Genomic DNA, 18950 nt, shown 5'->3' with positions numbered 1-18950 from the left:
CCGAAATTTCCGGCCCGTAGTTTTTAGTGATCTTTCGGCACCTCAATGACTCCATCGGCAATGCCCTGAACCAGCCTTTCCATCCATTGTGCAAAGCGAAAATATCCAGGGTATTGAGGCAAATGTAGTCCATCTGGACTTTTGAAGCGCTGTCCATCACCCGTTTAAAGACTTCCATATAGTCATAGCAGCCCTGCAATAACTGGGCATCACCATTTTCTGTCAGAGGAAATCGACAGGAATAATCATGAACTATCTTCGCCAACTGTCGTTGTTCAGCAGTTAAGTCGACCATTTTATCTCCTCGTTAGTACCAGAGGAGGTATTTGCCTCCTCTGATTCCCTTAGTTATCAGGCACAGCAACGATCGTTCCATGAATCACGATAGATGACATTTCCTTCCGTATACTTCCAGGTGATCGCCTCATAACGTAATTCGAGCGTTTCAAGGTGAGTGCTACTCATACCGTTAGGAGCCAAATATGGGGCAACTGTTGTGAACTTGACGTTTTCCAGAATGATATTGAAATACTCGGCCTCGATACCTGATTCCAGAATACGGTACATCTTGATTGTTGCCTTCTTCATGGTTCGGCCTTCGCAGACAGCGCGGTACAGGAGTGGTGTTGTCTGATCAAATTCTTTCACTATCGTGATCGGGCGGTGAACGCGCGTTCCGGTAAGTTTTCCCCAACTCGGATCAACGGGAATAGTGACACCGTGGGAAAATGATTTTAACTCGATAGAGCCCAGACGCAGTGGCATTAGACAACTGCCAACAATCGGCGATCCATTTTCATCTTCAAGCCATAAGTGTGCGGGAGTAGACATGTAATTTCCTTATCAGTGAGTATTAAGTATTGGGATAGTCAGCGCTTCACCATTTCACATAACGACCAAAAATAATCATTACTGCTATGAAGAAAACACCGATTGGCCAGACTGGACTTCCGGGGAAAAAATGAGCCTGAGCCAAGGCAAAAACGATGGTTAACGCTGTTGGGCCGTAGACCGAAAAGAAGAACCGCCCCTGCCACCGTAAAAAACGTTTGATATACGTCATCATGGCTATTGGATCATCCTGCTGATGATGCCCACAATGTCATTATCTGATGCCCATTGCGCTTCGATAGCGCCCGCCTTTTGGAACACAGGCTCAATGAGGAAATACAGCATTTCCAGCCCTTGTGCATAGAGCGCAGAATAATAGGCGGGAAATTGAATATGCAGTCGATGAGCAGTGTCTGCAGCTTTCTGTACAACTCCATAAACCCCGACTGCAGCAATACCACGGGAAGCCCATGTACCAGCAAGAGCACTTATTTCAAGGCTGAGGTTTAACCCAATGCGAACGCTGCTGGCGACCGCTAACGTAAACCCGGCACTGGTGAGAGAGCTGGCAGCGATATGGATATTCACGACCATCAGGCACTGCTTGATGTGTTCTATCTGCTCAGATGTTCTGTATTTAAAAATTTCTTCGAAGTAGATCCGAAGCATGTCATAGATCACATCACCGTGGGGTATTACCTTATAGACGGCATCCCTGAAACGGATATCTTCTGTCTTTTGCTGCTGGCAAACATCGTTATATTCATCGGTGAAACAGGAGGTGTAATACAGCAGACGGGTCGCCCCTTTCCCTAACGTATCAACTTGATTTATGACCTGCTGACCGACGGCAGAAACTGCATGGTCGAGCTTTAATGCGAGAATCCTGTTAGCCTGTAGGTAACTGATGACTTCATTGTTGTTGTACATAATCGCTCCATGCTAATTTTCATTAAATCCAGTTTTTCATTATTTCCCACGGGAAAGCGTCCGGTAAACAGTTGGCCGAGAAACGGAAAATAATTCAGTCAGATCGCTGATAGAGTACTCGCCACTTTCATGCATCCGGCAGAGCTCTTTCTGCTGTTTTTCTGACAGCTTCGGCTGCTTCCCCCGCAGTCCGGGCGATGGCTATCCTTTCGCGGGTACGCAGCCGTATCAGATCGCCTTCAAACTCAGCAAAGGTCGCCAGCACGTTGAAGAACATTTTGCCCATCGGATCTACCGGGTCATAGATGCTCGTACCGAGAGCCAGTTTCACGCCACGAGCCTGTAGTGCATCGACAATTTCCCGTGCATCCGGAACTGAACGGGCCAGCCTGTCCAGATTTCCTGTTTCGGGCATAAAATAGCCAGACTGACAGTGGCTCTCTGGAACTGGCTGCGCCGTTGATAGCGCGAAATAGCCTATCAGTAGCGAAAATAACGTGAAATTTTTAACGACCCTTTTGCTCGCATCACCATCCTCCATATATGTATTAAAACGTTTCAACTTTATTTAGCACCTGCGTAACAAAACGCAGGCTCAAAGCCTGGCAATAGCGCTATCCCGATCGGCGCTGGGTTAACCACTCTGAAATCTGTATGGGATAGCTATCCGGCACTTTTTTCAGCATGCGCCGCGTCAAGCTGAGGATCGTATGCCGCGCGAGGGATTCATACATTTGACGCTGTGCTTCATCCATAACAAGCCTCACGCTGCACGGCGTATCGCACGCCCATACCGGAATTACGCTGTCAAAAACCGCCATACGCTGGCGTACTTCACGGCAGTCAAAAAGCGTTTTATTCTCATCAATTGCCAGAGCAACGTCACGAATCGTAATTTCTGCCGGCGAACGCGCCAACTGATACCCGCCGTTTCGCCCTTCAAGACTGCTGACCAACCCGGCTTTTGCCAGTCGCGTAAACACTTTACCCAAGTAATCGTAAGGCATGCCGTGTAGCTCAGCGATTTCTCTGACGCTCATTTCTCGGCCATTGCCGCTATCGTCCACCATGCACATCAAGCTGTGGATCGCATATTCCACACCGGAACTAAAAAAACTCATAGCGCTGTCTCAGTCTCAGAGCGATTTAATTGGCTTTATGGTAGCACAGGCTCTTCCAGATAAATAAACCTTAATAAATCAATATGATAAGCTTATTTCGTGATAAATGCTTTGCGAGCAATAACTAGGATTGTTATAGTCGCAGTATTGTTTTTCAACAACGACAAGGATGCAATTATGAATCAGCACATTGTTATCATTGGCTCCGGTTTTGCCGGGTTATGGTCGGCGCTGAGCGCCGCGCGCCTGCTGGTCCAGCATCAACGCGAGGATATTACCGTTACAATGTTGGCACCACAGCCAGTATTAACAATGCGTCCTCGGTTGTATGAAGCGAACCCTGCTGCGCTGGATTTTCCTCTTTCCCGATTACTTGAAGCCTGTGGTGTGCGCTTTATTGGCGGTGCGGCAACTAAAATAGATACACAAAATCAGTGTATTCACTATTTACCCAGCGCAGAAAAGATAGAAAAAACGCTACCGTTTACGCGCGTAATTTTGGCTAGCGGAAGCGTATTAAACCGCAATAATATCCCCGGTGCGCAGGAATTCGCTTTCGATATCAATGATATTGATAGCGCCAGACGCCTGGAAGATCATCTGCATACTCTGGCGGCTCAGCCTGCGTCCCCCGGTCGGGATACCGTAGTCATTTGCGGCGGCGGTTTGACGGGCGTTGAACTTGCGCTGGAGCTGCCTTCCCGTTTACGGAAACTGTTTGGCGAACAGGCTCTTCCCCGCATCATCGTCGTTGATTCCGGCAAACGCATCGGCGCCGCATTTAGTGAAGAATTAGGGAATATTATTGCAACGGCAAGCCAGTGCCAGTCCGTCGAGTGGCGCTCAGAGTGTAGGGTTACACATATTGATAGCCACGGCGTTGAACTATCTGATGGCAGCAACATAGCGTGCTTTACTTCCGTAATTACCGCCGGCGTTAACGCTAGCCCTCTGGCCGGCCAAATTAATGCCAAACGCGATGCTCAGGGGCGCTTGTTTGTTAATGACATGCTGTGCGTTGAAGGCGAGTCCTCCGTGTATGCCGCCGGAGATATTGCGCATGCGCACTGTGATGACAGCGGGCATACCGCATTGATGAGCTGCCAGCACGCGATACCTATGGGAAAATTTGCGGGCTATAACGCTGTCGCCTCTTTACTTCACATTAGCCCACTTCCCTATCGCCAGCCTGATTATGTCACCTGCGTTGATTTAGGCGAATGGGGCGCGGTTTATACAGAAACCTGGCAACAGCGCGTGTGTATGACGCGACAGGAAGCGAAACAGCTTAAACAAACCATTACTCATGAATTAATCGCTCCGCCACAGGATAGAACACAGGCTTTCTCTCTGGCCGATCCGCTGGCGCAGTTTGTCGAAATGACGCAGGAATAAACCGCTAATTAATTTGATGAATAAACCGGGATATCAACCGGTTTATTCATGCAGGCAGGCTTCTTTCCGATAAGCTCCGGGTGGAAGATGATAGGTGCGAGTAAAGATCCGCGTAAAGGTTTGCTGTGAATCGAAGCCATACTTCAACCCGATATCAAAAACTTTGGCGTTAGTGGTGCGTAAATCGCGAGCAGCAAGGCGTAATTTCCGTAGCCGAATGTAACGCGCCAGGCTCTCACCGGTGTACTGCAAAAATAAACGCTGCAGGTGCCACTTTGAATATCCGGCGTGGCGCGCGATATCGTCAATGCGGAGCGGCTGATGCAAATTATTGTCTATCCATTCTATTAGTGTCTCAATGACCTGCGCGGGTATATTCATCACCCTCTCCTGTTATTATCAAACTGTACCGCTAGCCAGTGTTTCCAATGCGCCCATCTATACATCAAAATGAAATAACACTATCATTGCTTCATGAGTGAGCAAGCACTCATTATAAAGAGCAATAGTGCATCGTCAATATGCTTTTTATCTGCAATGCGTGTTATAAACGCTATCGCAAATTTAGGCCAAAACAATTGTGGAGAGAAATCGGGTGGCACGACCTAAGAGTGAAGATAAACGCATAGCATTACTTCAGGCGGCAACGGTAGCTATCGCACAGGCCGGCATAAGCGCTTCCACCGCCTCTATTGCCCGCAGCGCCGGCGTTGCTGAAGGTACCCTTTTTCGCTACTTCGCCACTAAAGATGACTTACTCAATGCACTCTACATTTGGCTAAAACATGATTTAGGCAGCATTATTTTACAGCAGGTGGATTTTGAAGCCGCCTCGCCAAAACAGCAGTTGAATTCAGTGTGGGATAACTACATTGATTGGGGAATTACCCATCCGTTAGCCAATGCCTGCATGCGACATCTTGCCGTTAGCGGAAAAATCACCCAAGAAACTGAGCAGCAAGTTGCTAATATGTTCCCCGAGTTAGACCGGCTTTGTGAATCACGCATCCGCCCTATTTTTCGCGAGCCGCCGCTGCGAGCATTTCTCAGGATGTGGCATGCGGCAGACAACAAAATGGACTGGCATTGTTTTATTAATCAGCCTGTGCTGGCTAAGCGGTTGTAAAGAGCCGAAGAAACAGCCTCCGGCGCCGCCCGCGAATAATGATTCGCCGCACATAGTGTCAACGCCAATGCGCGGTGTGTGGCTGGCAACCGTTTATGGCCTGGACTGGCCACCGCAAAGCTCGCTTGCGTTACCCGACGCCGAACGTATCCAGCAGCAGCAAAAGGAACTAACAGATAAGCTGGATAATATGGTGCGCCTGGGAATTAATACCGTTTTCTTTCAAATTAAACCTGACGCCAGCGCGCTTTATCATTCGGCGCTGCTCCCCTGGTCTGCCACGTTGACGGGAACTCTGGGTAAAAACCCCGGATACGATCCACTGGCTTTTATGTTAACAGAAGCACATCGGCGCGGCTTGAAGGTGCATGCCTGGTTAAACCCGTATCGGGTTTCCATGGATACCCGGCCAGCAACAATTACGGCCCTGGCAGCGCCAAATAATAGCGGGCCTGACAACGTATATCGCAGCCACCCGGGGTGGATACGAACAGCAAGCCATCGTTTCGTACTCGACCCAGGGGTTCCCGAAGTTAGGGCATGGATAGCGCACATTGTGAGTGAAGTAACGCAGAACTATTCGATAGATGGTATTCAGTTCGATGACTATTTCTATTATGAAACGCCCGACTCGCACCTGAACGATGACGCAACATTCAGGCAATACGGACAGCCATTCAGCAGCAAAGCCGAATGGCGCCGGAACAATACGCTGCAATTAATTCGTGAAGTGAGAGCTGCCGTACACGCCGTAAAGCCAAAAGTTGATTTCGGTATTAGCCCGGCCGGGATTTGGCGCAATGCTGACGCATCGCCGTTCGGGTCAACCACGCGCGGTGGAAATACCGCATACGATGATGGCTATGCGGATACGCGCCAATGGGTACAGGAAGGGCTGCTGGATTATATTGCCCCCCAAATATACTGCCAGTCACGCGCAGCGTGGCCAGATACGATACGCTGGTTGATTGGTGGGCGCGATTAACCGCACCGACGCATACCCGGCTATATATTGGCGTCGCGCTATATAAAATCGACAGCCCGCCGCAAAATGAACCTCAGTGGCAGGAAGAGAACGGTATTGAAGAATTGAAACGGCAGCTGGATCTCAATGAAAAGCCTGGAATTGACGGCACAATTTTGTTTCGTGAAGCCTACCTTCACTCTCCAAGACTTTTTCCGGCAGTGGAATATTTACGCACTCGTTGGCAAAAGAACGCTACGGAAATGCGCCCTGCATCTCACCCTTTCCAAAAATAATATACGCCGCTAATAAATAGCGCGACAGCATTCCCGATTCTTAGCGATGAGGGAATGCTGTTATTAGCGTTAATAGCAAAAACTCCAGCGGTATATCGAGAAGTATCGCCAGCAACGCTGGCGCTGGCTATGAGATAAACCGCGCTGATGGCGTCTTTACGAGGAATCAGTAATCTGTCGCCGCAGACAATAGACAGCTTCGAATAAAAATTATTAGAATCAATAACCTGAAAAGAAAATATGCGGAGTTATTTTCAAACCAGCGCGATGGTTAATTCGGGAGATAATTAAAAATATAAGTATGTTGTAACTAATAAAAGATATTCTCATTCATAGTGACGGGCCCTAATACTGATAAGGCCTGCTAACAATGAGTTAACGCAATATTTTAGCGCGTTCCTGACGATAATAGATGCGTCATAACACGGCCTAGTTCGTCTGACGCAATGCCATATTGTGACGATGTCACGTTTATTTTGAAGATATCCTGCAGACATCGCCATAGCGCAATGTGATTAGGCAAAGTACAAACGTGCGTTTCACCTGAAGCAAGTTGCTTCGTCAGGCGATAATTAAGCAACCTATATTGCCCTCCTTCCAGGGTATAGCGACTGGCCAACAAGTGATGGCGGAAATGAGATGTGGGCCAGGTCGCGACATAATGATTTGCCATTTGGAAATCACTTAGATACTGCTGCTGCTCATCAAATTGATAAAGCGGCGCCCACTTATTTCTATCGAGAACGGAGAGCAGCCAGCCATCCTGATTTTGCGATAAACGCCACGAGCCACACCGCGTCGTCTGAATGATATCCGCTTGCAATAGCAGTGGCTCACAGGGTGTTTGGCCGCCAAAACCTACATCGACAAGCCAGGCGTCTTCATTGAGGATGACGCGCAGTAATTGATGCGTGCGCGCAGGCATCGCCTGAGGTCTGGAAATTAAAACGCGCGCCGCTAACGACGTTACCTGAAACCCAAAAGCCTGTAATGCCTGGTAAAATAAACCATTAAGCTCATAGCAATACCCTCCGCGCCCTGCCTCAATCAGCTTACGTATTAATGCGTCCTTATCTACTCCAATAGTCCTCTCAAAAAGAACGTCCAGATTTTCAAAGGGAATATTACAGCAATGAAAATGCTGTAACCGACGCAGAGACTGAATATCCGGGGCGATAAGCTCGCCAACAGGCCAACCTATTCGTAGTAAATAGCGCCCAGTATCTAACCCCATTTCCACGTCCTCTTTTATATCCTGCCAGTATCAGCGTATGGCAGCACTTAATCCAAAACCATAATTCAGCATATTTAGGATCCCCTACCTTCTCAAATATTTTCCGCAAAAAAAGAGCGTAAATGCTGATTTACTACCAGTGGGTTTTCAACATTACTAATATGGGCTGCCTTGGGAATAGTGATATGCTGACAACCAAGGCGATGAGCTAACCGCACGCCTTCTGCCGGAGGCCGGGGAATATCATATTCTCCCGTCATTACCAGAGACGGGCAGGCAATTTCCCGCAAAATAGAAAGCCTATCCTGACGACCAAAAATAATTCGCCCAAGGGGGACGATGCTTTCACGTAATACGGCGGTGGGTAACTTGCATAGGCTTTGGTAGAGATCTTTTCTTAAAGTATCAGCATTCTGTGTATAAAAAAGGGAAACCAAATATTCACACATTTCAGGCGGGATCTTTCCTAACCTGACAATAGTGTCGAGATTTCGAAAATAAACCTCATGCGTTTCTGCCGGCTCTGCACCCAAGTCTGTATCCATAAGCACCAGAGCTTTCACTGCTTTCGGATATCGATAGGCTAATTCAGCGCCCCACATTCCACCGACGGATAATCCGACAATCGCAAATTCATTAATACCTAAACGTTGCATCAACTCATAATGATCTTCCGCCAGTGCGGTAAGTGAAGTACATGTTTCAGGGAGTCGGGGTGAATCTCCGTGCCCCCATAAGTCGGGGATAATAACTCGATAATCACTGGACAGTGCCTCTATTTGCGGAGCCCACATTGATTTAGAAAATAAATAGCTATGCCCAAGGATAATTGGGAAACCTTGTCCTTTATCATAATAGGTCATTAACTTCTTCATATTTCACCCCGTATTTTCAGCAAGTGGTTACCAGATTCATTTCCGTTGTGACGCCGGGCCCAAACCCTGCAATAATTCCTCTTTTATTCTTTTCCGACGTAATGTCTTCACACATGCGACGATAAGTGTCCAGCACGACAGAGCTTGAAATATTTCCGCAGTTCATCAGGGTTTCAAAACTATATTTAAACTTATCCAAGGGAACGTTAATTGTTTTTGCAATATTTTCCAGAATTCTAGGACCGCCGGCATGAATAATATAGAAATCCAGCTTATCTATCTCCCATTCCTGAGTTTTTGCAAAGTTCTCCATTATCGGCGCTAATGACAGCATCGCACCCGGTACGCGCTTATCGAGACGAAAATGGAAGCCTGTATCTTCAATATCGTAACTAATCCATGATTCGCTATCGGGAACCAGGTAGCTAGAATTTGAGGTGAGTTTTAATCCGCTACTGGTATTTTCGCTAGTAACCACCGCAGCCGTTACTGCATCTCCAAACAGGCCATCTATGAGCAGGCTACTAATACTTGTATCCGTAGGCTGATAGCTAAGGGAGCAAAACTCACAGCTCACAATGAGCACATTACTTCATCCTGGATAACACGCGGCGCGGGGCTACTCTTCACTTCCCATGCACCAATGCATCCTGATGGGACTATGTCAACTGACAATATTGAAAATCAATTAATTCTCATGTTTACTAACCTACAAAAAACGCTGGAGGCTGCGGAAAGTAGTAATGATAATGTATTACAAATAATAATTTATTTAACGGACCCAGAGTACAGTAAAGCGCTTAATGAAATCTACCCACAATTTTTCGCCCCCCCCTATCCTAATCGTTCAACTATTATTGTGGAACGCATGCCAGTACCGGGTATGAAAGTGAAATTAACGGCTACTGCGTTAGCATAGTACTGGCTAAAAATATGCCATGCGATAAGTAACTTTCAGCGCTGAGGGATTAATTTATACATTCAATATTCTGTTTGTTTAAAAAATGTTGGGATATAACCCCCCCCCCTTTTTAAACGCACTAAGGCAGGAATATCTTTTCCTGCCTTTGAATTAACCGATTAATTATCGAGGTTTACCGTATCACGCCAGATTATTATCTTCCTCTTTTAATAATCGATAAAGTTCATCCTTAATTTTTAGTTTCTCTTTTTTCATCGCCGCGACGTGTTCGTCGTATCCGCGTCCATCGGATTGCTCCAGCCGCGCGATGTCATGATCGAGACGGTTATGCTTATCAAATAGGGCCCGAAAACGCGGATGGCTTTCTTTTAGTTTACCTATTAGCTCTCGATATTCAGGAAACATAGCTACAACTCCTTGTTGAGATAACTTCTGTATAACAAGGGTTATCACGTCAATCGCACGCTGTCACGTCGGAACATAGAAAATGTGCGAACGATCATACTGATTCAGCCCTCCCGCTCCCCTATAAAATGCGGATACGTGCGCTTAAGCATTACGCGGGTGTTAACATAGCGCTGGACGGGTAAAATAACGACAGCTTCTATGACCAACGCTACGCTGGCAGCGTCCTCAAAAAACCCGGCCACCATTAACAGTGAAAGGAATGCCATAATGAATATTGAAAGCATTGTTCGCACACGCTACACCAGCAAAGCCTATGATCCAATGCGCCCGCTTAGCGCGGAACAACGTCAGCAGTTGCTCGATTTACTGCGCTTTAGCCCCTCATCCGTTAATTCACAGCCCTGGCATTTCTTTATTATTGAGAGCGCCGACGCGAAGGCGCGGGTGAAGCCCGCCTTTGGTGATTTGAACGGGGGAAAAGTACAGAACGCGGCGCTCACCGTCATCTTCGCCACTCGCACGCACATCGACGAAGCGCACCTGAATACCCTGTTAACTCAGGAGCAACAGGATGGACGTTTCATTAACGACGAAGTAAAAGCATCTCAGGATAAAGGCCGCCGTTACTTTGTTAATCTGAATAGCGGTAGCGAACGTCAGCAGCAAGAGTGGATGGCACGCCAGGCTTATATCTCCCTTGGTTTTCTGCTACTGGGCGCGGCAACGTTAGGGCTTAACGCTACGCCGGTTGAAGGTTTCGACCCGCAGCTTCTGGATGAAATACTGGAACTTAAACAACAGGGGTACCGTAGCGTGGTTGCGGCTACGGTCGGGTATAGCAGCGAACAGGACTTTAACGCAGGTCTTCCTAAGTCACGGCTGCCCCAAGATAGCGTGATAACGCTGCTCTGAAAAAACTGAATCGGGCGGCAGAGATCCACTCTGCCGCTCTGCGGGCACCCGCTCGACATTAGCGCGGCGTTAAAATCATCGGCGCAGAGCCGCAATATCAAAGAAATTACCTATACATTTACTCAACAACCAAATCATACCTCTAAATTTCCGCTTACTAACAGTGGTTTTAACCATGTGACATCGCATTTCTCTCTAAAATAACGAACTTTGTTCCTATATTTAGCCTCTGAATTTTGCGTCAGCGCGCATTTGCGGTTAGGATGCTTCGCCGTATTACATGTCTTAATTAACACGGTTTCTCTGAGTAGTCCCATCGTGACTCCTGCCATCAAAAAAATAGTTAACGGCAGGAACACCGCGAGTGCGCCTCAGGTTCGGACAGGAACTTCTAGGAAAACGCATGAAACTGACAAAACATAAAGCGGAACAACACGCGGCGCGTCGCCGCTGGCTCAACGCGCATGACGCCGGTTATAGCAAGGCTATGGATAATCGCCACGTCCAAATGATAGCGATTGGAGGGGCAATAGGAACCGGGCTATTCCTTGGTGCCGGTGCCCGTCTGCAAGCCGCTGGCCCTGCACTGGCGTTAATCTATCTAGTGTGTGGAATTTTCTCCTTTTTTATTCTCCGCGCCCTCGGCGAGCTGGTGCTGCACCGCCCATCCAGCGGTAGTTTTGTCTCATATGCCCGCGAATTCCTCGGTGAGAAAGCCGCCTATGTGGCAGGCTGGATGTATTTTGTAAACTGGGCGATGACCGGCATTGTTGATATCACCGCCGTTGCGCTTTATATGCACTATTGGGGTTCATTTGGTGATATACCTCAGTGGGTTTTCGCCCTTGGTGCCCTGTGCCTCGTCGGCACCATGAACATGATAGGCGTCCGCTGGTTCGCTGAAATGGAGTTCTGGTTCGCGCTAATTAAAGTGCTGACTATCGTGATTTTTCTCATCGTTGGCGTCGTGTTTCTCGGCACCGGAAAGCCGCTGGATGGAAACATGACAGGTTTTCATCTCATCACTGATAACGGCGGCATATTCCCTCATGGGCTACTCCCCGCGCTGGTTCTGATACAGGGCGTAGTTTTTGCGTTCGCCGCTATTGAGCTGGTCGGCACCGCCGCGGGCGAATGCAAAAATCCAGAAACGATGGTCCCTAAGGCTATCAACAGTGTTATCTGGCGTATCGGCCTGTTCTATGTGGGCTCGATCCTGCTCTTGGTGTTGCTGCTGCCCTGGAATGCCTATCAGGCCGGTCAAAGCCCCTTCGTCACTTTCTTCTCAAAACTCGGCGTGCCTTACATTGGCAGCATTATGAATATCGTGGTGCTCACGGCGGCGCTTTCCAGCCTGAACTCCGGGTTATACTCCACCGGCCGCATTTTGCGCTCCATGTCCATGGGCGGCTCGGCGCCGGCGTTCATGTCCAAAATGAGTCGCCAACAGGTCCCTTACGCCGGTATTCTGGCGACTATCGGTATCTATATTATCGGCGTGTTCCTGAACTACCTGGTGCCGTCCCGGGTGTTTGAAATAGTGCTCAATATTGCCTCTCTCGGGATTATTTCCTCGTGGGCTTTTATTGTGGTTTGTCAGCTACGATTGAGAAAAGCAATAAAAGAAGGCCGCGCGACGGATATCCACTTCAAGCTGCCCGGTGCGCCGTTCACTTCGTGGCTCACCCTATTGTTCCTGCTGTCCGTACTGGTATTAATGGCGTTCGATTATCCGAACGGCACCTACACCATCGCGGCAATTCCGGTACTGGCGCTGGTGTTAATCGCAGGCTGGTACGGAGTGCGTAAACGCGTCAATATTGTCGCAAACACCGCACAGCCAGAGCCTGCGCAGGAAATCTCACAGCGCACTGATACGCAACCTTAAACGTACACCTGAATGCGCCCGCCGGGCGCATTCAGCTCTTCTTCGATATACAATCGTATTACTGTTAATCCTTCTGTCCGCCGCCCGCCATTTATTGCATCGATATTAATAGCTTTTTCAAAAACAGACTCAGAGCCATTTTCTTATTTTGAAAGAAATACGCAAATAATCACACCAGAGCGATGCTGACTGTTTTATTCTGCTGCTCATCAAATATCACTAGATTCCTCAAACACTGAATTATTGCCCTTACTTTTAATAGATAATCACTTCCCTGAAGCTAACCATGAGGTACCTCTGCAATCAGATTAATTATATACCTTACTGAAAACCCATATGAATAAATACAAGGCGATCAAAGTGTATCAATCATCATTTTAATTTGTCAATAGGAAGCGCCATGATGAAAATAATGGGATCGTATAGATTTCAGTTTCCAAAGAAAATATTTCCTCTGTTATTATTAATCGCGTCATCTCCCGCAGGCGCCGAATCAACAATAGAAACTAATCTGGCAGAGCGTATAAAAGATAGTGAATTTAACGCGCTGTGGGGCCTGGGCGCTATTGGCGCAGACTATGCCTATGCCGCAGGCTATACGGGGAAAGGCATTGCGATTGGTGTGTTGGACGAAGCCGTCTTTTTTCATCCTGAATTTAATGGCAAGCTGCAGGTTTTCTCACTTGAAAATGAAAACTTTAACTATTCTGATTATCCGGATGGAACCCTCGAAATTGGTACGCATGGTACCCACGTAGCCGGTATCGCTGCGGCCAAGCGCGACGGAATAGGCATGCACGGCGTTGCCTATGATGCAGATATCATCGCGGCCAAATATTTACAAACTAGCGTCGATCATTCTGAACAGATAATTAATAGCAAAGCGAGGATTATTAATAATAGTTGGGGCCCTTCACCAGATATTAATACAGACAGCAATGGCAACCCTATAAAAAGACCCAACGGTACCTGGGATTACGAGCAGGTTACCCTACAGGATAATATCGACACTTACGGCCCTTATCTGCCTGATATAGAGGCCATGAGTCGCAGCCCAATCCCCTTTAAATATAATTATGCTAACAGCGCTCCCGCAATGCTGCGGGCGGCCAGAGCCAATAAACTTATTGTATTCGCCGCCGGCAATGAAAATAATTATAACGTTCCTTTAGGGGAATCTTCTCTTCCCTATTTCTTTCCAGATATTTTATCTCACTATTTAGTGGTTACTAATCTAACCCCACAGAATGAATTAGCGGCATCCTCAACCTCCTGTGGCTACGCGGCAAGTTACTGTATCTCAGCCCCAGGCACGGACATTCTGAGTACAGCCGGCTGGCTCATCTCCCCTGACGGCGGTCCCATTACTCAGCAGGCGCTGGATAATGACGAACTGGCTCTGCAGTATGGCTACATGACCATGTCGGGAACCTCCATGGCCGCGCCTGTCGTTAGCGGCGCCGCAGCTGTACTCATGCAGCGATTTCCTTATATGACCACGGCCCAAATAGCGGCGGTGCTTAAAACTACGGCAACCGATTTAGGCGAGCCTGGCTTAGACGCCCGCTACGGCTGGGGGAAATTAAATCTTAGAGCCGCAATTAACGGCCCGGGGATGTTTGTCACCCAGGAAGACATCCCGTCTGCTTTCTATATTGATGGCTCTTATCAGGACCGGTTATTTATTGCCAATATTCCCGGCTACGGTGCTATCGTTGAGGCCAACACGCCAGCGGCACGCACCTGTAACAGCGTTGAATGCGCGTATGACATTTGGAGCAACGCTATTTCCGGCCACGGCGGGCTTCTCAAAACGGGTAAGGGAACGCTGGAACTTACCGGTAACAGTAATTATCACGGCCCTACCCTGGTCAACCAAGGCACACTGGCGATCAACGGTGGTATCACCTCTCACGTCACCGTGCAAAGTGGCGGCACGTTACAGGGTAACGGAAGTATTGGTGCCCTCAGTGTATTAGCCGGCGGGCGCATTGCGCCCAAAAGTGATGCCACGCTTCACGTTGCGCAAAATATCAACTTCGAGCCGGGCTCCCGTTACCGCGTGGCCGTTAGCCGGGCAGGACATAGCAGCCGCCTTGAAAGCGCGGGGGCTGCCGCTATTAACGGTGGCGATGTCGCTATATCGTTAGATAATAGCGCCAATCTCCTTTCATTTGAGGATGTTCAGTCATTATCTCATCGTTCATTTACCATTCTTTCCGCCCGTCAGGGTATTAGCGGCCACTTCAGCGCCGTTCTTCCTTATTATCTTTTTATTGGCGCCGGGCTGGCCTACACGCCCGAGATCATCACGGTAAATATAGGACGCAACGCCACGCCGTTTGCCTTCGTTGCCGCAACGAAAAATGAACGCGCGGTCGCCAGTGCGGCAGATAAATTGCCGGCCGGACATCCGGTTTACGAAAGCATACTGATGAATAGTTCCACGGCCGCGGCGCGCCGGGCATTTAGCCAGTTGTCCGGTGAGCTGCATGCAGCCACTGCCTCTGCGTTATTAGATAACGCCGGTATAGTGCGCGATACGCTTAACGCACGCTTGCGTCACAGGCAGAGTCTTAGCGACGCTTCCGAAGTCCGTGAGAATGACGGCGGTGCCTGGGTTCAAATAACCGGTGATAAAAATCACGTTTCTGGTACGCATAACGCTTCCGGTTTCAAATCATCCACCAGCGGCATTTTACTCGGTATTGATACGGGCGAAAAAGAAAACGGATATCTGGGACTGGCCACTGGGTATACGCACAGCGTTATACGCAGCGGCCAGCGGGGGCACGCGAAAAGCGATAACTATCATGCGGGCATCTATGCGGGCAAACGGCTAGATAACGTGCTGCTACGTGCGGGGATTGCTAACACATGGCACCGCATTGATACCACGCGTTCGGTAAATTATGCGGCCCAAGCGGATAGTCTGGCCGCCGGTTATAGTGCCAGCACGCATCAGCTATTTGTAGAAACAGGCTATGCGCCTGATGCAGACCGGAGCAGTCTGGAGCCCTTCGCCCGCCTCGCCTGGGCCGATTTTGTCAGCCAAAGCGTGCATGAACGCGGCGGGTCGGCCGCACTGCGTGCGGGAAAACAAAGCATGGAAACCACACTATCTACGATTGGAGTACGGGCTGGCAGGCAGTGGTCATATGACAAAGGGCGATCGCTAGCCCTGCATGGCGAACTTGGCTGGCAGCATCGTTACAATTCGCTGCGGCGCGATAAAACGCTTAATTTTACGCAGGCAACCTCGCCCTTTACCGTGGATAGCGTGGCGGCGGCGCGAGACGGCGCGCGGTTAGCGATAGAAGCCCTTACCACACTGGGTACTCGCGCCTCAGTCAGCCTGAGTTATCACAGCGGTTTTTCCGCCAGGCACCAAAGCAATGCTCTTCAGGCCGGAGTACAGCTACAGTTTTAACGTTTTGGGAGGCATTGCCTCCCTTTCTCCTTCCCGTCAGTGCATCCATCTACCGCAGCGGAGACTGAAAGTAACGGCCAGTAACAGCTGCGGCGGCTGGGCCAGCCGGCTATTCTTTCTGCTTTTAATAACCCGCGCCGTTTCTGTACTGCGATGCCCACATTGAGGCGTAGTAACCGCCGGCCTGAGTAGATTTGCATGCGAGCCTCTTTCAACTCCCGGCCCTTTTTCAAGCACCGGAATTTCATCCGCATCCATCACGCAGGAAATCCGGTGGGCGATGATTAATGTCGTGCGATCAGCGCTGATTTCACGAAGAATGGTCTGGCTCTCCCGCTCAGTGGCGGTATCCAGCGCGCCTGCCACTTCGTCAAATATCATAATGTTAGGGCGTTTAAGAAAGCTTAAGCCCCCGTGTCCAATTTGACTGTCATCGCCATCGGGTAGCCGCTAGATAAAGCTATCGATGCGGGCCAGCCTGACCGCCCTTTTAATCTCCTTAATAATGGTGCAAGGCCGACCATAGGTAATACTGTATTTAATCGGCGTATTGAAAAAGACGATATCCTGAGGAACGATATCCAGGGCTGCGTAACATTCCGAACGTCATAGCCATCGATGCGCACGCTTCCTGTTGTGACATCAAAGAAACGATAGAGAAACTTCGAAAGCGTCGATTTACCGGCCCCTGTTGCGCCCATTACGGCAATTTTACCAGTTACAGGCTTCAATAGCGCCGTCGCGCCTATTACGCGCGAGATAACACTTCTCACCGCGCAGCCAGTCACGTTTACTCTCGCACGCAACTGACGACGGCAGTAACGATTTACCCCTGATTTCTGAATACAGACTGACCGCTCCACCTCGCTTTTTTCACAAATCTGATAGCGCCCGGCCCACCGCTATATAGTGAGTTATATATCCAAAAACTATACCAGCGTCGCATCGTTACAATTAGTAACAATTAACGCACTGTTAATAATGAAGCTTTAGCATCCCGCTCCGGTTTTTTATCTACGCTTTTAAAATCACCCTACAGTGCAAACCGTGGAAAATGCAGCGCTCCTTATTACACTGACAGTTGCATCTCCTTTTTCCAGCTATTTTATCTATAACGTATGAATAATCTGCTGTAACTCTATGTTTCTTTTACGGGATTCATTTTTTAGGTACATGTGAGGATCGTTATGTCTCAAATCAATGATAAAAATAACCGCTATTTATTGAGCGATTGGCGACCAGAAAACCCTGCTTTCTGGGAAAGTAAAGGGAAACACATCGCCCGACGCAACCTGTGGATTTCAGTTGCCTGTTTACTATTAGCGTTTTGCGTATGGATGTTATTTAGCGCCGTTGCGGTCAATCTTAATAAGATTGGATTTCAATTCACCACCGATCAATTATTTATGTTGACGGCCCTGCCCGCTCTTTCGGGTGCCATTTTACGCGTCCCCTATTCGTTTATGGTCCCCATGCTGGGCGGGCGTATGTGGACGGTTATGAGTACCGTTATTCTCATCATCCCGTGCGTCTGGCTAAGTTTCGCAATGCAAAATACCGCCACGCCGTACTGGGTGTTTATTATTATCGCGCTGCTGTGTGGCTTTGCTGGCGCCAACTTTGCCTCCAGCATGGGTAATATCAGCTTCTTTTATCCCAAGGAACATCAGGGCAGCGCGTTAGGGGTTAACGGCGGTTTGGGTAACCTCGGCGTGAGCGTTATGCAACTGGTGGCACCGATAGTGGTTACCCTACCGGTGTTTGCCTTTTTCGGCGTTGATGGCGTTACGCAAGCTGATGGCTCAACGCTGTGGTTGCCGAATGCAAGCCTAATCTGGGTGCCACTATTGCTGCTTGCCACTCTTGCCGCCTGGTTTGGAATGAATGATATCGCCAGCTCAAAAGCGTCGGTGGCCGAACAGCTTCCGGTGCTTAAACGCCTTCATATGTGGCTTCTGAGCCTACTGTATCTGGCGACCTTCGGCTCGTTTATTGGCTTCTCCGCCGGTTTTGCCATGCTGGCTAAAACTCAGTTCCCTGAAGTAGAAATCCTTAAGCTGGCTTTTTTTGGCCCCTTCCTTGGCGCTCTGGCGCGCTCAGTCGGCGGCATGCTCTCCGATAAGCTGGGCGGAGTCCGCGTTACTCTGGTGAATTTCATTTTTATGGCTGTCTTCAGCGGGCTGCTTTTCCTAACGCTGCCCAACGCTAACGGCGGCGGTAATTTTATTGCCTTCTATGCGGTATTTATGGGGCTATTTCTCACCGCCGGCCTCGGCAGCGGTTCAACGTTTCAGATGATAGCCGTCATCTTTCGGCGCCTGACGCTGGAGCGCGTAAAACAGCGAGGCGGTAGTGAAGAAGAAGCCCAGCATGAAGCGGTTACCGACACCGCCGCCGCGTTAGGCTTTATCTCCGCTATCGGCGCTATCGGCGGTTTTTTCATTCCTAAAGCCTTCGGCAGCTCGCTGGCGATGACAGGATCGCCGGTCGGTGCGATGAAGATTTTTCTGGTGTTCTACATCGCCTGTGTACTGATTACCTGGCTGGTTTACGGTAGAAAAACGCTGAATACCCGCTAATTGATGCACAAAACTCAAGTTTCACGTTAGCCCACAGAA

At 48.9% G+C, this 18950-nt stretch carries 18 protein-coding genes and 3 pseudogenes; 8 read left to right on the top strand and 13 right to left on the bottom strand.

The window, feature by feature from the left end:
* Window positions 1-23 precede the first annotated feature (23 nt).
* From SFA31_RS14675 to SFA31_RS14650, 6 genes and pseudogenes are all read right to left on the bottom strand, one after another.
* Window positions 24-295, bottom strand: a pseudogene (locus tag SFA31_RS14675) (arylsulfatase regulator).
* Between the two features lie 56 nt (window positions 296-351).
* On the bottom strand, window positions 352-831 hold the full coding sequence (locus SFA31_RS14670; protein ID WP_322838650.1) for an Hcp family type VI secretion system effector: 480 nt from the start codon (window positions 829-831) through the stop codon (window positions 352-354).
* Window positions 832-877: 46 nt separating this feature from the next.
* A complete protein-coding gene (locus SFA31_RS14665) occupies window positions 878-1066 on the bottom strand; it encodes a hypothetical protein (RefSeq protein WP_322838649.1) in 189 nt (62 codons plus the stop codon).
* 2 nt (window positions 1067-1068) lie between these two features.
* On the bottom strand, window positions 1069-1761 hold the full coding sequence (locus tag SFA31_RS14660) for a hypothetical protein (protein WP_322838648.1): 693 nt from the start codon (window positions 1759-1761) through the stop codon (window positions 1069-1071).
* Window positions 1762-1800: 39 nt separating this feature from the next.
* A pseudogene (locus SFA31_RS14655) lies at window positions 1801-2158 on the bottom strand (recombinase family protein); the annotation flags it as partial.
* Between the two features lie 217 nt (window positions 2159-2375).
* Window positions 2376-2882, bottom strand: a complete 507-nt coding sequence (locus tag SFA31_RS14650; RefSeq protein WP_322838647.1) for an Rrf2 family transcriptional regulator — start codon at window positions 2880-2882, stop codon at window positions 2376-2378.
* A gap of 177 nt (window positions 2883-3059) precedes the next feature.
* Between SFA31_RS14650 and SFA31_RS14645 the strand changes: the two genes are divergently transcribed.
* Entirely contained in the window at window positions 3060-4277 is a 1218-nt protein-coding gene (locus SFA31_RS14645; protein ID WP_322838646.1) for an NAD(P)/FAD-dependent oxidoreductase, read from the top strand.
* 42 nt (window positions 4278-4319) lie between these two features.
* Here SFA31_RS14645 and SFA31_RS14640 read toward each other — a convergent pair whose 3' ends face one another.
* Window positions 4320-4658, bottom strand: a complete 339-nt coding sequence (locus SFA31_RS14640) for a RamA family antibiotic efflux transcriptional regulator (protein ID WP_322838645.1) — start codon at window positions 4656-4658, stop codon at window positions 4320-4322.
* A 214-nt stretch (window positions 4659-4872) separates the two neighbouring features.
* Here SFA31_RS14640 and SFA31_RS14635 point away from each other — a divergent pair, with 214 nt between their 5' ends.
* On the top strand, window positions 4873-5403 hold the full coding sequence (locus tag SFA31_RS14635; protein ID WP_322838644.1) for a TetR/AcrR family transcriptional regulator: 531 nt from the start codon (window positions 4873-4875) through the stop codon (window positions 5401-5403).
* Window positions 5336-6663, top strand: a pseudogene (locus SFA31_RS14630) (glycoside hydrolase family 10 protein). Before SFA31_RS14635 ends, SFA31_RS14630 begins: the two are co-directional and overlap by 68 nt.
* Window positions 6664-7051: 388 nt before the next feature.
* Here the strand turns inward: SFA31_RS14630 and SFA31_RS14625 are convergent.
* The 3 genes from SFA31_RS14625 to SFA31_RS14615 all read right to left on the bottom strand — a co-directional run bounded on the left by SFA31_RS14625 (window position 7052) and on the right by SFA31_RS14615 (window position 9358).
* Window positions 7052-7897: an arylamine N-acetyltransferase gene (locus SFA31_RS14625; protein WP_322838643.1), complete on the bottom strand. Its 846-nt coding sequence runs from the start codon at window positions 7895-7897 to the stop codon at window positions 7052-7054.
* A gap of 92 nt (window positions 7898-7989) precedes the next feature.
* Window positions 7990-8772 carry an alpha/beta hydrolase gene (locus SFA31_RS14620; RefSeq protein ID WP_322838642.1) on the bottom strand — a complete coding sequence of 261 codons (783 nt, stop codon included), beginning with the start codon at window positions 8770-8772 and terminating at the stop codon, window positions 7990-7992.
* Between the two features lie 16 nt (window positions 8773-8788).
* On the bottom strand, window positions 8789-9358 hold the full coding sequence (locus SFA31_RS14615) for a 3-oxoacyl-[acyl-carrier-protein] synthase III C-terminal domain-containing protein (RefSeq protein ID WP_322838641.1): 570 nt from the start codon (window positions 9356-9358) through the stop codon (window positions 8789-8791).
* On the opposite strand from SFA31_RS14615, the gene SFA31_RS14610 reads away from it, so the two are divergent.
* Window positions 9266-9691, top strand: coding sequence for a RidA family protein (locus SFA31_RS14610; RefSeq protein WP_322839382.1), 426 nt, complete (start codon window positions 9266-9268; stop codon window positions 9689-9691). The two genes, SFA31_RS14615 and SFA31_RS14610, sit on opposite strands and share 93 nt — an antisense overlap.
* Window positions 9692-9874: 183 nt before the next feature.
* Here SFA31_RS14610 and SFA31_RS14605 read toward each other — a convergent pair whose 3' ends face one another.
* Window positions 9875-10099: a YdcH family protein gene (locus tag SFA31_RS14605; RefSeq protein ID WP_322838640.1), complete on the bottom strand. Its 225-nt coding sequence runs from the start codon at window positions 10097-10099 to the stop codon at window positions 9875-9877.
* 270 nt (window positions 10100-10369) lie between these two features.
* On the opposite strand from SFA31_RS14605, the gene nfsB reads away from it, so the two are divergent.
* From nfsB to SFA31_RS14590, 3 genes are all read left to right on the top strand, one after another.
* A complete protein-coding gene (gene nfsB, locus SFA31_RS14600) occupies window positions 10370-11014 on the top strand; it encodes an oxygen-insensitive NAD(P)H nitroreductase (protein WP_322838639.1) in 645 nt (214 codons plus the stop codon).
* 403 nt (window positions 11015-11417) lie between these two features.
* Window positions 11418-12902, top strand: a complete 1485-nt coding sequence (gene ansP, locus SFA31_RS14595) for an L-asparagine permease (RefSeq protein ID WP_322838638.1) — start codon at window positions 11418-11420, stop codon at window positions 12900-12902.
* A gap of 400 nt (window positions 12903-13302) precedes the next feature.
* Entirely contained in the window at window positions 13303-16332 is a 3030-nt protein-coding gene (locus SFA31_RS14590) for a S8 family serine peptidase (protein ID WP_322838637.1), read from the top strand.
* A 36-nt stretch (window positions 16333-16368) separates the two neighbouring features.
* Here SFA31_RS14590 and SFA31_RS14585 read toward each other — a convergent pair whose 3' ends face one another.
* Entirely contained in the window at window positions 16369-16713 is a 345-nt protein-coding gene (locus tag SFA31_RS14585) for a hypothetical protein (RefSeq protein ID WP_322838636.1), read from the bottom strand.
* A 23-nt stretch (window positions 16714-16736) separates the two neighbouring features.
* On the bottom strand, window positions 16737-17033 hold the full coding sequence (locus SFA31_RS19115; RefSeq protein ID WP_416208357.1) for an ATP-binding cassette domain-containing protein: 297 nt from the start codon (window positions 17031-17033) through the stop codon (window positions 16737-16739).
* Between the two features lie 486 nt (window positions 17034-17519).
* Here SFA31_RS19115 and SFA31_RS14580 point away from each other — a divergent pair, with 486 nt between their 5' ends.
* The gene (locus SFA31_RS14580; RefSeq protein ID WP_322838635.1) at window positions 17520-18911 is read left to right on the top strand and encodes a NarK family nitrate/nitrite MFS transporter; all 1392 of its coding nucleotides are present in this window, start codon (window positions 17520-17522) and stop codon (window positions 18909-18911) included.
* Window positions 18912-18950: the final 39 nt, after the last annotated feature.

The sequence above is a fragment of the Erwinia sp. HR93 genome, from assembly GCF_034555055.1.
Classification (GTDB): Bacteria; Pseudomonadota; Gammaproteobacteria; order Enterobacterales; family Enterobacteriaceae; genus Apirhabdus; species Apirhabdus apintestini.
Note: the sequence above shows the minus strand (reverse complement) of the source record. Positions and strands in the feature narration are given on the sequence as shown.

Coding starts and splice junctions, on each gene's coding strand:
- SFA31_RS14670 (WP_322838650.1), bottom strand. CDS start 831: ATGTCTACTCCCGCACACTTATGGCTTGAAGATGAAAATGGATCGCCG.
- SFA31_RS14665 (WP_322838649.1), bottom strand. CDS start 1,066: ATGATGACGTATATCAAACGTTTTTTACGGTGGCAGGGGCGGTTCTTC.
- SFA31_RS14660 (WP_322838648.1), bottom strand. CDS start 1,761: ATGTACAACAACAATGAAGTCATCAGTTACCTACAGGCTAACAGGATT.
- SFA31_RS14650 (WP_322838647.1), bottom strand. CDS start 2,882: ATGAGTTTTTTTAGTTCCGGTGTGGAATATGCGATCCACAGCTTGATG.
- SFA31_RS14645 (WP_322838646.1), top strand. CDS start 3,060: ATGAATCAGCACATTGTTATCATTGGCTCCGGTTTTGCCGGGTTATGG.
- SFA31_RS14640 (WP_322838645.1), bottom strand. CDS start 4,658: ATGAATATACCCGCGCAGGTCATTGAGACACTAATAGAATGGATAGAC.
- SFA31_RS14625 (WP_322838643.1), bottom strand. CDS start 7,897: ATGGGGTTAGATACTGGGCGCTATTTACTACGAATAGGTTGGCCTGTT.
- SFA31_RS14620 (WP_322838642.1), bottom strand. CDS start 8,772: ATGAAGAAGTTAATGACCTATTATGATAAAGGACAAGGTTTCCCAATT.
- SFA31_RS14605 (WP_322838640.1), bottom strand. CDS start 10,099: ATGTTTCCTGAATATCGAGAGCTAATAGGTAAACTAAAAGAAAGCCAT.
- nfsB (WP_322838639.1), top strand. CDS start 10,370: ATGAATATTGAAAGCATTGTTCGCACACGCTACACCAGCAAAGCCTAT.
- ansP (WP_322838638.1), top strand. CDS start 11,418: ATGAAACTGACAAAACATAAAGCGGAACAACACGCGGCGCGTCGCCGC.
- SFA31_RS14590 (WP_322838637.1), top strand. CDS start 13,303: ATGATGAAAATAATGGGATCGTATAGATTTCAGTTTCCAAAGAAAATA.
- SFA31_RS14585 (WP_322838636.1), bottom strand. CDS start 16,713: ATGATATTTGACGAAGTGGCAGGCGCGCTGGATACCGCCACTGAGCGG.
- SFA31_RS19115 (WP_416208357.1), bottom strand. CDS start 17,033: ATGGGCGCAACAGGGGCCGGTAAATCGACGCTTTCGAAGTTTCTCTAT.
- SFA31_RS14580 (WP_322838635.1), top strand. CDS start 17,520: ATGTCTCAAATCAATGATAAAAATAACCGCTATTTATTGAGCGATTGG.